Below are 15,341 nucleotides of genomic sequence, written 5' to 3'. Positions count from 1 at the left end.
GTTCCAATTAAATCTGTGCTGCGAGGATAAAAACAATGAACGACAGCATTTACCTCTCGATTCAAAACAGCCCGCGCTTCAAGGAGCTGGTGAGAAAAAGGGAAAAGTTCGCCTGGATTCTCTCGGCGATCATGCTTGGGCTGTATTCCGGCTTCATTCTTCTGATCGCCTACGGGCCACACATTCTCGGGGCCAAGATCACGCCTGAGTCCACCATTACCTGGGGCATTCCCATCGGTGTCGGTCTGATTGTCTCGGCCTTCATCCTGACCGGTATTTACGTGCGGCGCGCCAACGGCGAGTTCGACGACCTGAACAATGCGATTCTCAAGGAGGCTCAGCAATGATCCGGCGTCTACTGGCTCTATTGAGCATCGCAGCGTTCGCTCCGGGCGCCTGGGCGGCTGAAGCCCTGACCGGTGCCGTGCAGAAACAACCCCTCAACGTCGCGGCTATCCTGATGTTCGTGGCCTTCGTCGGCGCGACTTTATACATCACCTACTGGGCATCCAAGAAAAACAACTCGGCGGCCGACTACTATGCGGCCGGCGGCAAGATCACCGGCTTCCAGAACGGCCTGGCAATCGCGGGCGACTACATGTCGGCAGCGTCCTTCCTGGGTATTTCCGCCCTGGTGTTTACCTCTGGCTACGATGGCCTGATCTACTCCATCGGCTTTTTGGTGGGCTGGCCGATCATTCTGTTCCTGATCGCCGAGCGCCTGCGTAACCTGGGCAAGTACACCTTTGCCGATGTGGCGTCCTATCGCCTGGGGCAAACCCAGATCCGCAGTCTGTCCGCCTGCGGCTCGCTGGTGGTGGTGGCGTTCTACCTGATCGCGCAAATGGTCGGTGCCGGCAAGCTGATCCAGCTGCTGTTCGGCCTGGACTACCACGTCGCGGTGATCCTGGTGGGTGTCCTGATGTGCCTCTACGTGCTGTTCGGCGGCATGCTGGCCACCACCTGGGTACAGATCATCAAGGCGGTGCTGTTGCTGTCGGGTGCTTCGTTCATGGCGTTGATGGTCATGAAGCACGTCAACTTCGACTTCAACATGCTGTTTGCCGAAGCGGTCAAGGTGCACCCTAAAGGCGAGGCGATCATGAGCCCTGGCGGTTTGGTGAAGGATCCGATCTCGGCCTTCTCCCTGGGCCTGGCACTGATGTTCGGTACCGCCGGCCTGCCACACATCCTGATGCGCTTCTTCACCGTGAGCGATGCCAAGGAAGCGCGCAAGAGCGTACTGTATGCCACTGGTTTCATCGGCTACTTCTACATCCTGACCTTCATCATCGGCTTCGGCGCGATCCTGCTGGTCAGCACCAACCCGGCTTTCAAGGACGCGGCAGGTGCCTTGCTCGGTGGTAACAACATGGCGGCGGTGCACCTGGCCAACGCCGTGGGCGGCAGTATCTTCCTGGGCTTCATTTCGGCCGTAGCGTTCGCCACCATCCTGGCGGTGGTAGCGGGCCTGACCCTGGCCGGTGCCTCGGCGGTGTCCCATGACCTGTATGCCAGCGTGATCAAGAAAGGCAAGGCCAACGAGAAAGAAGAGATTCGTGTGTCGAAAATCACCACCATCGCCCTGGCGGTGCTGGCGATCGGCCTGGGTATCCTGTTCGAGAAGCAGAACATCGCGTTCATGGTGGGCCTGGCGTTCTCCATCGCGGCGAGCTGCAACTTCCCGGTACTGCTGCTTTCGATGTACTGGAAGAAACTGACCACCCGTGGCGCCATGATTGGTGGCTGGCTGGGCCTGGTCAGTGCCGTGGGCCTGATGGTGCTCGGTCCGACCATCTGGGTGCAGATCATGGGTCACGAGAAGGCGATCTTCCCGTATGAATACCCGGCGCTGTTCTCCATGGCGATTGCCTTCGTCGGCATCTGGTTCTTCTCCATCACCGACAAATCGGCTGAAGGTGCAAACGAGCGGGCGCTGTTCTTCCCGCAGTTCGTGCGTTCGCAGACTGGTTTGGGGGCGAGCGGGGCGGTTAACCATTGATGTAGTGGTAAGTGCTTGAAGAAATACCCCGGTCGAGAGGCTGGGGTATTTTTTTGTGTGCGATAACAGTGGTGTGAGTGATGACGCCATCGCGAGCAGGCTCGCTCCCACAAGGGGGGTGCATTCCAGTGTGGGAGCGAGCCTGCTCGCGATGCGCCGGGTCTGTCACAGCAGATTCTGGATCAGATAAGGAGGGCACAAACAAAACAGCCCCTGCTCTTATATAAGAAGCAGGGGCTGTTTTGGTGCAGCTTGGGACCTTATTGCAAGGCAGGTCTTACTTGCGGTCTTCCAGCTTGGTGATGTCACGCGACTCGTAGCCGGTGTACAACTGGCGTGGGCGGCCGATCTTGTACGGGCTGGAGAGCATTTCCTTCCAGTGGGAGATCCAGCCCACGGTCCGCGCCAGGGCGAAGATCACGGTGAACATGCTGGTTGGAATGCCGATCGCCTTGAGGATGATCCCCGAGTAGAAGTCGACGTTCGGGTACAGCGAGCGCTCGATGAAGTACGGGTCGGTCAGGGCGATCTCTTCCAGGCGCATGGCCAGTTCGAGTTGCGGATCGTTGGTGATCCCCAGTTCCTTGAGCACTTCGTCGCAGGTCTGCTTCATGACGGTGGCGCGCGGGTCGCGGTTCTTGTAGACCCGGTGACCGAAGCCCATCAGCTTGAACGGATCGTTCTTGTCCTTGGCCTTGGCGATGAACTTGTCGATGTTCGAGACATCGCCGATTTCATCGAGCATGGTCAGTACCGCTTCGTTGGCACCGCCGTGGGCAGGGCCCCAGAGTGCGGCGATACCGGCGGCGATACAGGCGAACGGGTTGGCACCCGAGGAGCCGGCCAGGCGCACGGTGGACGTGGAGGCGTTCTGCTCGTGGTCGGCATGGAGGATGAAGATCCGGTCCATGGCCTTGGCGAGTACCGGGCTGATCGGTTTGATCTCGCACGGGGTGTTGAACATCATATGCAGGAAGTTCTCTGCATAGGTCAGGTCGTTGCGCGGGTACATCATGGGTTGGCCCATGGAGTACTTGTAGACCATGGCTGCCAGGGTTGGCATCTTCGCCACCAGGCGGATCGCGGAGATTTCGCGATGCTGGGGGTTATTGATGTCCAGGGAGTCGTGGTAGAAGGCCGAGAGGGCGCCGACAACGCCGCACATGACGGCCATCGGGTGGGCATCGCGACGGAAGCCGTTGAAGAAGGTCTTCAACTGCTCGTGAACCATGGTGTGGTTCTTCACGGTGCTGACGAACTGGGCCTTTTGCTCTGCGGTTGGCAGCTCGCCGTTGAGCAGCAGGTAGCAGGTTTCCAGGTAGTCCGATTTTTCAGCCAGTTGCTCGATCGGGTAGCCGCGGTGCAGCAGGATGCCGTTGTCGCCGTCGATGTAGGTGATTTTCGACTCGCACGAGGCGGTCGACATGAAACCTGGGTCAAAGGTGAAACGGCCCGTGGCCGTCAGGCCCCGTACGTCGATTACATCGGGACCAACGGTGCCGGTTAAAATGGGCAGCTCGACGGGGGCTGCGCCCTCGATGATCAACTGCGCTTTTTTGTCAGCCATGTGGCCTCCTATTAATGCTTGAAATCATCAGACAGACCCCCCACGCAGGGCCCGCACCACTATAGTGAGATAAATCCGAATGTCAATTTGCCTAAAGTCTTGCTCCAGAAGGCTTTAACCGGACTTTTTCCGCGAAATTGCCTGCCGTTTACGCCTTTTGCCGCATATGTGCAATGCGCTATTAGGGGAAGGTGAACGCGTTGTCATTAGTAGCCTAACTGTCTATACTCGGCCACCGACCGCCAGGGGCTTTTGGGCCTGCTTTCTTGGGGGTCGTCACTCCCTGGGTGGTGAGTACCTGACCAGTGCGCGCCCCAACAACTTTGCCCTGATTGTTAGGGGCTCTTCAGTGTGAAAAAAAAGCCGTGAAAAGCCAACGACCTGTAAACCTAGACCTAAGGACCATCAAACTCCCAGTCACTGCTTACACGTCCATTCTTCACCGTATTTCCGGTGTCATCCTCTTCGTCAGCCTGGCCATCATGCTTTATGCATTGGACAAGTCGCTCGATTCGGAAGAAGGCTTCGGTCAGGTGAAAGCGTGTCTGACCAGTCCGCTAGCCAAGCTAGTGATTTGGGGCATCCTGTCCGCCTTGCTGTATCACTTGGTCGCCGGTGTGCGCCACTTGATCATGGACATGGGCATCGGTGAGACGCTGGAAGGCGGCAAGCTGGGCTCGAAAATCATTATCGCCGTGTCTGCGGTGCTGATCGTTCTGGCAGGAGTCTGGATATGGTAACCAACGTCACGAACCTTTCGCGTTCGGGCCTCTATGACTGGATGGCCCAGCGTGTGTCTGCGGTCGTTCTCGCGGCTTACTTCATTTTCCTGATCGGATATGTCGTGGCAAACCCTGGCCTGGGCTATGCCCAATGGCATGAACTGTTCGCAAACAACTGGATGCGTATCTTCAGTCTGCTGGCACTCGTCGCACTGGGCGCTCACGCCTGGGTCGGCATGTGGACCATCGCGACCGACTACCTGACGCCAATGGCGTTCGGCAAATCGGCGACTGCCGTACGTTTCCTCTTCCAGGCAGTATGCGGCGTTGCGATGTTCGCTTACTTCGTCTGGGGTGTGCAGATTCTCTGGGGTATCTGATCCATGGCTAACATTCCAACGATTTCTTTCGACGCCATCATCATTGGTGGTGGCGGTGCCGGCATGCGCGCAGCGCTGCAACTGGCACAGGGCGGTCACAAGACTGCCGTGATCACCAAGGTTTTCCCGACCCGTTCGCACACTGTATCCGCCCAGGGCGGCATTACCTGCGCCATTGCTTCGGCCGATCCGAACGATGACTGGCGCTGGCACATGTACGATACCGTCAAGGGTTCCGACTACATCGGTGACCAGGACGCTATCGAATACATGTGTCAGGAAGGCCCGGCCGCGGTGTTCGAGCTGGACCACATGGGCCTGCCGTTCTCACGTACCGAAACCGGCCGCATCTACCAGCGTCCGTTCGGTGGTCAGTCCAAGGACTACGGCAAGGGCGGCCAGGCTGCGCGTACTTGCGCGGCGTCCGACCGTACCGGTCACGCACTGCTGCACACCCTTTATCAGGGCAACCTGAAGGCCGGTACCACGTTCCTGAACGAGTACTACGCCGTTGACCTGGTGAAAAACCAGGACGGCGCCTTCGTCGGCGTGATTGCGATCTGCATTGAAACCGGCGAAACCACCTACATCCGCGCCAAGGCCACCGTGCTGGCGACCGGCGGTGCTGGCCGTATCTACGCTTCCACCACCAACGCCCTGATCAACACCGGTGACGGCGTCGGCATGGCCCTGCGTGCTGGCGTTCCGGTGCAAGACATCGAAATGTGGCAGTTCCACCCGACCGGCATCGCCGGCGCCGGTGTACTGGTGACCGAAGGTTGCCGTGGTGAAGGTGGTTACCTGATCAACAAGCACGGCGAGCGTTTCATGGAGCGTTATGCTCCGAACGCCAAGGACCTTGCCGGTCGCGACGTCGTGGCTCGTTCGATGGTTAAAGAGATCATCGCCGGCAACGGCTGTGGCCCGAACGGCGACCACGTGATGCTCAAGCTCGACCACCTGGGCGAGGAAGTGCTGCACAGCCGCCTGCCAGGTATCTGCGAGCTGTCCAAGACCTTCGCTCACGTCGACCCAGTCGTTGCGCCGGTTCCAGTGGTTCCAACCTGCCACTATATGATGGGCGGCGTTGCCACCAACATCCACGGCCAGGCGATCACCCAGAACGCCGAAGGCGTCGACGAAATCATCCCTGGCCTGTTCGCAGTGGGTGAAGTGGCGTGCGTATCGGTTCACGGTGCCAACCGCCTGGGCGGCAACTCGCTGCTCGACCTGGTGGTCTTCGGCCGCGCTGCCGGCCTGCACCTGGAGAAGGCGCTGTCCGACGGTATCGAGTACGACGACGCCACCGACGCCAACATCGAAGCGGCCCTGGCGCGTCTGTCCGCCCTGAACGAGCGTACCGAAGGCGAAGACGTGGCGACCCTGCGTCGCGAGTTGCAAAACTGCATGCAGAACTACTTCGGTGTATTCCGTACCGGCGAATACATGCAGAAGGGTATTGCCCAGCTGGCACAATTGCGTGAACGAATCGCCAACGTGAAGATCAACGATAAGTCGCAGGCGTTCAACACTGCCCGTATCGAAGCGCTGGAACTGCAGAACCTGCTGGAAGTGGCTGAAGCTACCGCCATCGCTGCCGAAGTACGTAAAGAGTCCCGCGGCGCTCACGCCCGTGAAGACTTCGAAGATCGTGACGACGAAAACTGGCTGTGCCACACCTTGTACTTCCCGGGTGAAAAACGCGTCTCCAAGCGTGCCGTGAACTTCTCGCCGAAGACTGTTCCGACTTTTGAACCTAAGATTCGGACTTATTAAGGGTGGCCGCCATGTTGCAAGTCAGTGTTTATCGCTACAACCCTGATCAGGACGCTGCGCCGTTCATGCAGGATTTCCAGGTCGATACCGGTGGTAAGGACCTGATGGTGCTGGACGTGCTGGCCCTGATCAAGGAACAGGACGAAGGTTTTTCCTATCGTCGCTCTTGCCGCGAGGGCGTTTGCGGCTCCGACGGCATGAACATCAACGGCAAGAACGGCCTGGCCTGCATCACGCCGCTGTCCGCCGTGGTCAAGGGCAACAAGCTGATCGTTCGTCCGCTGCCAGGTTTGCCGGTTATCCGTGACCTGGTCGTCGATATGAGCATCTTCTACAAGCAATACGAGAAGGTGAAGCCATACCTGCAGAATGACACGCCGGCTCCGGCCATCGAGCGTCTGCAGTCTCCGGAAGAGCGTGAGAAGCTCGACGGTCTGTACGAGTGCATCCTGTGCGCCTGCTGCTCGACCTCGTGCCCATCCTTCTGGTGGAACCCGGACAAGTTCCTGGGCCCGGCCGCCCTGCTGCAAGCGTACCGCTTCCTGGCAGACAGCCGTGACACCAAGACGTCCGAGCGTCTGGCTGCACTGGATGACCCGTTCAGCGTATTCCGCTGCCGCGGGATCATGAACTGCGTCAACGTCTGCCCGAAAGGCCTGAACCCGACTAAGGCCATCGGTCACGTACGTAACATGTTGCTGCAAAGCGGCGTGTGATTCAGCTGCTGTACCCGTAGAACCGCTGTACCCGTAAAGGCCAGGGCGTGGGCTTCAACCCACGTCTTGGCTATAACCAGAACAGCCGCTCACAAAGCGGCGGTTCTTATTTTGAAGAAATGAGACAAGCAGGGGCATCCGGGCTGGTACCCGGACTATCAGCGTGATCCTAAGTGGCTTGTTTTAGTCGCTGCACTCGGACTTCTGCAAGTTTGCTCGGTGTTTTCGCCGGTGGTGTTCCCCTAATCGAGGGTGACCAAGCATGCAAGAAAGCGTGATGCAGCGCATGTGGAACAGTGCCCACCTCTCCGGTGGTAACGCTGCCTATGTGGAAGAGCTCTACGAGCTCTACCTGCACGACCCTAACGCTGTGCCAGAAGAATGGCGCACCTACTTTCAGAAGTTGCCGGCTGACGGTAACTCTGCCACTGATGTTTCGCACTCGACGATTCGCGATCATTTCGTGCTGCTGGCAAAGAACCAGCGCCGCGCTCAACCGGTGTCTGCCGGCAGCGTGAGCTCCGAGCACGAGAAGAAGCAAGTTGAAGTGCTGCGACTGATCCAGGCCTACCGGATGCGAGGCCACCAGGCAGCCCAGCTCGACCCGCTGGGGCTGTGGCAGCGTCCTGCACCTGCAGACCTGTCGATCACTCACTACGGCTTGACCAATGCCGACCTTGATACGACCTTCCGTGCCGGCGACCTGTTCATCGGCAAAGAGGAAGCGAGCCTACGCGAAATTCACGAAGCGTTGCAGCAGACATATTGCCGCACCATCGGCGCTGAATTTACGCACATCACCGATTCCGAGCAGCGCCAGTGGTTCCAGCAGCGTCTGGAAAGCGTTCGTGGCCGTCCGACGTACTCCGCCGAGATCAAGAGCCACTTGCTCGAGCGCGTCACTGCCGGTGAAGGCCTGGAGAAATACCTGGGCACCAAATACCCGGGCACCAAGCGTTTCGGCCTGGAAGGCGGCGAAAGCCTGATTCCGATGCTCGACGAGCTGATCCAGCGTTCCGGTTCCTACGGCACCAAGGAAGTCGTCATCGGCATGGCCCACCGTGGCCGTCTGAACGTGCTGGTCAACACCTTCGGCAAGAACCCGCGCGAGCTGTTCGACGAGTTCGAAGGCAAGAAGAAGGTCGAGCTGGGCTCCGGTGACGTCAAGTACCACCAGGGCTTCTCGTCCAACGTGATGACCACCGGCGGTGAAGTCCACCTGGCCATGGCATTCAACCCGTCCCACCTGGAAATCGTTTCCCCGGTGGTCGAGGGGTCGGTCCGTGCCCGTCAGGATCGTCGCAACGACCCGACTGGCGAGAAGGTGCTGCCGATCTCCATCCACGGTGACGCGGCATTCGCCGGTCAAGGCGTGGTCATGGAAACCTTCCAGATGTCGCAGACCCGCGGTTTCAAGACCGGCGGCACCGTGCACATCGTGATCAACAACCAGGTCGGCTTCACCATCAGCAACCCGCTGGACTCGCGTTCCACCGAGTACGCAACCGACGTCGCGAAAATGATCCAGGCGCCGATTCTCCATGTGAATGGCGATGACCCGGAAGCCGTGCTGTTCGTGACTCAGTTGGCCATCGACTACCGCATGCAGTACAAGCGCGACGTGGTGATCGACCTGGTCTGCTACCGTCGTCGCGGCCACAACGAGGCCGACGAGCCAAGCGGCACCCAGCCGTTGATGTACCAGCAGATCGCCAAGCAGCGCACCACCCGTGAACTGTATGCCGAGCGCCTGACCCAAGGCGGCGTGCTGGATGCCGAGCGCGTCCAGGAAAAAGTCGATGAATATCGCAATGCCCTGGATAACGGCCTGCACGTTGTAAAAAGCCTGGTCAAAGAGCCGAACAAAGAGCTGTTCGTGGACTGGCGTCCTTATCTGGGCCATGCCTGGACCGCGCGTCACGACACCCGTTTCGACCTCAAGACCCTGCAGGAACTGTCCGCCAAGCTGCTGGAAATCCCGGAAGGCTTCGTGGTTCAGCGCCAGGTCGCGAAAATCTACGAAGACCGGCAGAAGATGCAAGCCGGCGGCCTGCCGATCAACTGGGGTTACGCCGAAACCATGGCGTACGCGACCCTGGCGTTCGAAGGTCACCCGATTCGCATCACCGGCCAGGACGTAGGTCGCGGTACTTTCTCGCACCGCCACGCGGCGCTGCACAACCAGAAAGACGCCAGCACCTACATCCCGCTGCAACACCTGTACAAAGGCCAGCCCCGTTTCGACCTGTACGATTCGCTGCTGTCCGAAGAAGCCGTCCTGGCGTTCGAATATGGCTATTCCACCACCGAGCCGAATGCGCTGGTGATCTGGGAAGCCCAGTTCGGCGACTTCGCCAACGGCGCCCAGGTGGTTGTCGACCAGTTCATCACCAGCGGCGAGCACAAGTGGGGCCGTCTCTGCGGTCTGACCATGCTGTTGCCACACGGTTATGAAGGGCAGGGGCCGGAGCACTCTTCGGCACGTCTGGAGCGTTACCTGCAACTGTGCGCCGAGCACAACGTCCAGGTCTGCGTACCGACCACCCCGGCACAGATCTACCACCTGCTGCGTCGTCAGGTCATCCGTCCGCTGCGCAAGCCGTTGATCGTGCTGACACCGAAGTCGCTGCTGCGTCACAAACTGGCGATCTCCACGCTCGAAGATCTGGCCGAAGGCTCCTTCCAGACCGTCATTTCGGAAATCGACACCCTGGACGCGGCGAAGGTGACTCGCCTGATCCTGTGCAGCGGCAAGGTCTACTACGACCTGCTGGAAAAACGTCGTGCCGAAGGCCGCGAAGACATCGCCATCGTGCGTATCGAGCAGCTTTACCCGTTCCCGGAAGAAGACCTGATGGAGGCCATCGCGCCTTACACCAACCTCACCCACGTGGTGTGGTGTCAGGAAGAACCGATGAACCAGGGCGCGTGGTACAGCAGCCAGCATCATCTGCGTCGCAGCATTGGCAACCATAACAAGGCCCTGGGCCTTGAATATGCTGGCCGTGATGCTTCCGCTGCACCTGCGTGTGGTTATGCGTCGATGCACGCCGAGCAGCAGGAAAAACTGCTGCAAGATGCTTTCACTGTTTAACGCCTTCGCGCTGACTGAAACCGAATTTTAAGGACCCACAGATAATGGCTATCGAAATCAAAGCCCCGTCATTCCCGGAATCGGTTGCCGATGGCACCGTTGCCACCTGGCACAAGAAACCAGGCGAGGCCGTCAAGCGTGACGACCTGATCGTCGACATCGAGACCGACAAGGTCGTGCTGGAAGTATTGGCCGAAGCTGACGGCGTGCTGGGCGCAATCGTTGCCGAGGAGGGCGCTACCGTTCTGTCGAACCAGGTCCTGGGCTCGATCGAAGAAGGCGGCGCTGCCGCCGCCGCTCCTGCCGCCGCCGCTGCACCGGCTGCCGCCCAGGCCGCTGCTCCAGCTGCCGACGGCGAAGACGATCCAGTCGCTGCGCCTGCTGCGCGCAAGATCGCCGAAGAGAACGGCATCAACATCGCTTCCGTTGCCGGTACTGGCAAGGGTGGTCGTGTGACCAAGGAAGACGTGGTTGCCGCCGTTGCCGCCAAGAAAGCCGCTCCAGCCGCCGCACCCGCCAAGCCAGCCGCGCCTGCTGCTGCCGCGCCGGTGTTCGCTGCCGGTGATCGTGTTGAAAAACGCGTTCCGATGACCCGCCTGCGGGCCAAGGTTGCCGAGCGTCTGGTCGAAGCCCAGTCGAACATGGCGATGCTGACCACTTTCAACGAAGTCGACATGACCGAAGTCATGGCCCTGCGTTCGAAGTACAAGGATCTGTTCGAGAAGTCCCACAACGGCGTACGCCTGGGCTTCATGTCGTTCTTCGTCAAGGCTGCCACCGAAGCGCTGAAACGTTTCCCGGCCGTCAACGCGTCGATCGACGGTTCCGACATCGTCTACCACGGCTACGCCGACATCGGTGTTGCGGTTTCCAGCGACCGTGGCCTGGTGGTCCCGGTACTGCGTAACGCCGAGCTGATGAGCCTGGCCGAAATCGAAGGCGGCATCGCCACCTTCGGCAAGAAGGCCCGTGACGGCAAGCTGTCCATCGAAGAGATGACCGGCGGTACGTTCACCATCACCAACGGTGGTACATTCGGTTCGATGATGTCGACCCCGATCGTCAACCCGCCGCAAGCGGCTATCCTGGGCATGCACAACATTCTGCAACGTCCGATGGCGATCAACGGTCAGGTCGTGATTCGTCCGATGATGTACCTGGCACTGTCCTACGATCACCGCCTGATCGACGGTAAAGAAGCCGTGACTTTCCTGGTAACCATCAAGAACCTGCTTGAAGATCCGGCTCGTCTGCTGCTGGATATCTGATTTCGCCGCGAGGGCCGGTCGGTTGACCGGCCTCTTGCTGAAACAACCGGTTTCGTCCCCACGACGGTCACCACAAGTGACCGTCCGGTTTGATTCGAAAAGGAATGACTCATGACTCAGAAATTCGACGTGGTAGTGATTGGTGCGGGCCCTGGCGGCTACGTAGCGGCCATCAAGGCCGCGCAACTTGGCCTTACCACTGCCTGCATCGAGAAATACACCGATGGCGAGGGCAAGCTGGCCCTGGGCGGTACTTGCCTGAACGTCGGTTGCATTCCATCCAAGGCGCTGCTGGACAGCTCCTGGAAGTACAAGGAAGCGAAAGAAAGCTTCAACGTCCACGGTATCTCCACCGGCGAAGTCAAGATGGACGTCGCAGCGATGGTTGGCCGCAAGGCTGGTATCGTCAAGAACCTGACCAGCGGTGTTGCCACCCTGTTCAAGGCCAACGGCGTGACCTCGATCCAGGGCCACGGCAAGCTGTTGCTGGGCAAGAAAGTCGAAGTGACCAAGCCAGACGGTTCGGTTGAAGTGATCGAAGCCGAGAACGTGATCCTGGCACCTGGCTCGCGTCCGATCGACATTCCACCGGCTCCAGTCGATCAGAACGTGATCGTCGACTCCACCGGCGCCCTGGAATTCCAGTCCGTGCCAAAACGCCTGGGCGTGATCGGCGCTGGCGTGATCGGCCTGGAGCTGGGTTCGGTCTGGTCGCGCCTGGGCGCACAAGTGACCGTGCTCGAAGCCCTCGACACCTTCCTGATGGCCGCTGACACCGCGGTTTCCAAGGAAGCGCTGAAGACCCTGACCAAGCAAGGCCTGGACATCAAGCTGGGCGCTCGCGTGACCGGTTCCAAGGTCAACGGTGAAGAAGTCCTGGTGAACTACACCGACAGCAACGGCGAACAGACCATCACCTTCGACAAGCTGATCGTTGCGGTCGGCCGTCGCCCGGTGACCACCGATCTGCTGGCTGCCGATAGCGGCGTGGAAATCGACGAGCGCGGTTTCATCCAGGTTGACGATCAATGCGCCACCACCGTACCAGGCGTCTTCGCCATCGGTGACGTGGTACGCGGCATGATGCTGGCGCACAAGGCGTCCGAAGAAGGCATCATGGTCGTCGAGCGCATCAAGGGCCACAAAGCCCAGATGAACTACGACCTGATCCCATCGGTCATCTACACCCACCCGGAAATCGCATGGGTCGGTAAAACCGAGCAGGCCTTGAAAGCCGAAGGCGTTGAAGTTAACGTCGGCACCTTCCCGTTCGCCGCCAGTGGCCGTGCCATGGCAGCCAACGATACCGGTGGTTTCGTCAAAGTGATCGCCGATGCCAAGACGGACCGCGTGTTGGGCGTTCACGTCATTGGCCCAAGCGCTGCCGAGCTGGTACAGCAAGGCGCGATCGGTATGGAATTCGGCACCAGCGCTGAAGACCTGGGCATGATGGTCTTCTCCCATCCGACCCTGTCTGAAGCCTTGCACGAAGCGGCCCTGGCCGTAAATGGCGGCGCCATCCACGTGGCCAACCGCAAAAAGCGTTAATAGACAATAAGAAACCACGGCGGTATGGCCCGTCGTGAGCCTTGCGAGCAAGACTCACCGCGGAATATCCGCTGGACGCAGCCTTGCGTAGCCGAACCGGTTGACCGGAAAGCTACGCAAGCAGCAGTCACAGGTGGTGCGGCACCAGAACGGTGCAGCACCGAATGCGCAGTACCTAACGAAGACGGTAATAAGCATGAATCTTCACGAGTATCAGGGTAAGCAGCTGTTCGCTGAGTACGGCCTGCCAGTATCCACCGGTTACGCGGTAGACACCCCGGAAGCGGCAGCAGAAGCTTGCGACAAAATCGGCGGCAGCGAATGGGTTGTCAAAGCCCAGGTTCACGCCGGTGGTCGCGGTAAAGCGGGCGGCGTAAAGCTGGTTCGCAGCAAAGAAGACGCCAAAGCCTTCGCACAGCAGTGGCTGGGCAAGCGTCTGGTGACTTACCAGACTGACGCCAACGGTCAGCCAGTCACCAAGATCCTGGTTGAATCGTGCACTGATATCGCTAAAGAGCTGTACCTGGGCGCGGTCGTTGACCGTTCGAGCCGCCGCATCGTGTTCATGGCTTCCACCGAAGGTGGCGTGGACATCGAGAAAATCGCTCACGACACCCCTGAGAAAATCCTCAAGGCCACCATCGACCCACTGGTTGGCGCACAGCCATTCCAGGGTCGCGAGCTGGCATTCCAGCTGGGCCTGGAAGGCAAGCAGGTCACTCAATTCGCCAAGATCTTCGTAGGTCTGGCCAAGCTGTTCCAGGACCACGACCTGGCGCTGCTGGAAGTGAACCCGCTGGTGATCAAGGCCGACGGCGACCTGCACTGCCTCGATGCCAAGATCAACATCGACGCCAACGCCATGTACCGTCAGCCTAAGCTGAAGACTTTCCACGATCCGTCGCAGGACGATCCGCGCGAAGCGCACGCTGCCAAGTTCGAACTGAACTACGTGGCCCTGGAAGGTAACATCGGCTGCATGGTCAACGGTGCCGGCCTGGCCATGGGTACCATGGACATCGTCAACCTGCATGGCGGCAAGCCAGCCAACTTCCTCGATGTGGGCGGTGGTGCTACCAAGGAACGCGTAACCGAAGCGTTCAAGATCATCCTGTCCGACACCAACGTCGCTGCAGTACTGGTCAACATCTTCGGCGGCATCGTTCGTTGCGACATGATTGCCGAAGGCATCATCGGCGCCGTGAAAGAAGTCGGCGTGAAAATCCCGGTTGTTGTTCGCCTCGAAGGCAACAACGCTGAGCTGGGCGCTAAAGTACTGGCAGAAAGCGGTTTGAACATCATCGCTGCTACCAGCCTGACCGACGCTGCTCAACAAGTTGTCAAAGCTGCGGAGGGCAAATAATGAGCGTCCTGATCAATAAAGACACCAAGGTTATCTGCCAGGGTATTACCGGTTCGCAAGGTAGTTTCCACACCCAGCAAGCCCTGGAATACGGCACCAAGATGGTTGGCGGCGTAACTCCGGGCAAAGGCGGCACCGAGCACCTGGGCCTGCCAGTGTTCAACACCGTGAAAGACGCTGTAGCTGCCACTGGCGCCACCGCCAGCGTGATCTACGTTCCAGCTCCTTTCTGCAAGGATTCCATCCTTGAAGCAGCGTTCGGCGGCATCAAGCTGATCGTTTGCATCACCGAAGGCATCCCGACCATCGACATGCTGGAAGCCAAGGTCAAGTGCGACGAGCTGGGTATCACCCTGATCGGCCCTAACTGCCCAGGCGTGATCACTCCAGGCGAATGCAAGATCGGCATCATGCCAGGTCACATTCACTTGCCAGGCAAGGTCGGTATCGTTTCCCGTTCCGGCACCCTGACTTACGAAGCCGTGAAGCAGACCACTGACGCCGGTTTTGGTCAGTCGACTTGCGTCGGCATCGGTGGTGACCCGATCCCAGGTTCGAACTTCATCGACATCCTGAAGCTGTTCCAGGAAGACCCGAAGACCGAAGCGATCGTCATGATCGGTGAGATCGGCGGTTCCGCTGAAGAAGAAGCTGCTGCCTACATCAAGGCCAACGTGACCAAGCCGGTTGTTTCCTACATCGCTGGTGTGACTGCTCCTCCGGGCAAGCGCATGGGCCATGCTGGCGCAATCATCTCTGGCGGCAAAGGCACTGCAGACGAGAAGTTCGCTGCACTGCAAGACGCAGGCGTGAAAACCGTGCGTTCGCTGGCAGACATCGGCAAGGCCCTGGCCGAGCTGACAGGCTGGGAAATGAAGAAGTAAGCTTCGGCTGACCTTTTCGTT

At 59.3% G+C, this 15,341-nt stretch carries 12 protein-coding genes; 11 read left to right on the top strand and 1 reads right to left on the bottom strand.

Annotated elements, in window-relative coordinates:
• Positions 1–35 precede the first annotated feature (35 nt).
• Positions 36–347, top strand: coding sequence for a DUF485 domain-containing protein (locus PBDP_RS21630; protein WP_060741155.1), 312 nt, complete (start codon positions 36–38; stop codon positions 345–347).
• Positions 344–2,002, top strand: a complete 1,659-nt coding sequence (locus PBDP_RS21625; protein WP_116833184.1) for a cation acetate symporter — start codon at positions 344–346, stop codon at positions 2,000–2,002. The genes PBDP_RS21630 and PBDP_RS21625 overlap by 4 nt, the downstream gene beginning before the upstream one ends.
• A gap of 277 nt (positions 2,003–2,279) precedes the next feature.
• Here PBDP_RS21625 and gltA read toward each other — a convergent pair whose 3' ends face one another.
• The gene (gene gltA / locus PBDP_RS21620; protein WP_092224685.1) at positions 2,280–3,569 is read right to left on the bottom strand and encodes a citrate synthase; all 1,290 of its coding nucleotides are present in this window, start codon (positions 3,567–3,569) and stop codon (positions 2,280–2,282) included.
• Positions 3,570–3,934: 365 nt separating this feature from the next.
• Between gltA and sdhC the strand changes: the two genes are divergently transcribed.
• The 9 genes from sdhC to sucD all read left to right on the top strand — a co-directional run bounded on the left by sdhC (position 3,935) and on the right by sucD (position 15,320).
• Positions 3,935–4,309: a succinate dehydrogenase, cytochrome b556 subunit gene (sdhC, locus tag PBDP_RS21615; protein WP_003179220.1), complete on the top strand. Its 375-nt coding sequence runs from the start codon at positions 3,935–3,937 to the stop codon at positions 4,307–4,309.
• Positions 4,303–4,671, top strand: coding sequence for a succinate dehydrogenase, hydrophobic membrane anchor protein (sdhD, locus tag PBDP_RS21610; protein ID WP_003204438.1), 369 nt, complete (start codon positions 4,303–4,305; stop codon positions 4,669–4,671). The genes sdhC and sdhD overlap by 7 nt, the downstream gene beginning before the upstream one ends.
• Before the next feature lie 3 nt (positions 4,672–4,674).
• A complete protein-coding gene (sdhA, locus tag PBDP_RS21605) occupies positions 4,675–6,447 on the top strand; it encodes a succinate dehydrogenase flavoprotein subunit (protein ID WP_116833183.1) in 1,773 nt (590 codons plus the stop codon).
• A gap of 11 nt (positions 6,448–6,458) precedes the next feature.
• A complete protein-coding gene (locus tag PBDP_RS21600; protein WP_018610098.1) occupies positions 6,459–7,163 on the top strand; it encodes a succinate dehydrogenase iron-sulfur subunit in 705 nt (234 codons plus the stop codon).
• Positions 7,164–7,425: 262 nt separating this feature from the next.
• Positions 7,426–10,257 (top strand): 2-oxoglutarate dehydrogenase E1 component, encoded by a 2,832-nt coding sequence (locus PBDP_RS21595; RefSeq protein ID WP_109754461.1) that lies wholly within the window; start codon positions 7,426–7,428, stop codon positions 10,255–10,257.
• 44 nt (positions 10,258–10,301) lie between these two features.
• The gene (gene odhB, locus PBDP_RS21590) at positions 10,302–11,525 is read left to right on the top strand and encodes a 2-oxoglutarate dehydrogenase complex dihydrolipoyllysine-residue succinyltransferase (RefSeq protein ID WP_092201798.1); all 1,224 of its coding nucleotides are present in this window, start codon (positions 10,302–10,304) and stop codon (positions 11,523–11,525) included.
• 111 nt (positions 11,526–11,636) lie between these two features.
• Complete coding sequence (gene lpdA, locus PBDP_RS21585; protein ID WP_109754460.1) at positions 11,637–13,073, top strand: dihydrolipoyl dehydrogenase; 1,437 nt, start codon at positions 11,637–11,639, stop codon at positions 13,071–13,073.
• A 196-nt stretch (positions 13,074–13,269) separates the two neighbouring features.
• Positions 13,270–14,436 (top strand): ADP-forming succinate--CoA ligase subunit beta, encoded by a 1,167-nt coding sequence (sucC, locus tag PBDP_RS21580; RefSeq protein WP_003179235.1) that lies wholly within the window; start codon positions 13,270–13,272, stop codon positions 14,434–14,436.
• The gene (sucD, locus tag PBDP_RS21575) at positions 14,436–15,320 is read left to right on the top strand and encodes a succinate--CoA ligase subunit alpha (protein ID WP_014339581.1); all 885 of its coding nucleotides are present in this window, start codon (positions 14,436–14,438) and stop codon (positions 15,318–15,320) included. The genes sucC and sucD overlap by 1 nt, the downstream gene beginning before the upstream one ends.
• Positions 15,321–15,341 lie beyond the last annotated feature (21 nt).

Origin of the sequence: Pseudomonas sp. St290 (assembly GCF_018325805.1) — a bacterium.
GTDB classification, from domain to species: Bacteria; Pseudomonadota; Gammaproteobacteria; order Pseudomonadales; family Pseudomonadaceae; genus Aquipseudomonas; species Aquipseudomonas bijieensis.
The sequence above is the reverse complement of the archived record's forward strand: the minus strand, read 5'-3'. Positions and strand labels throughout refer to the sequence as shown.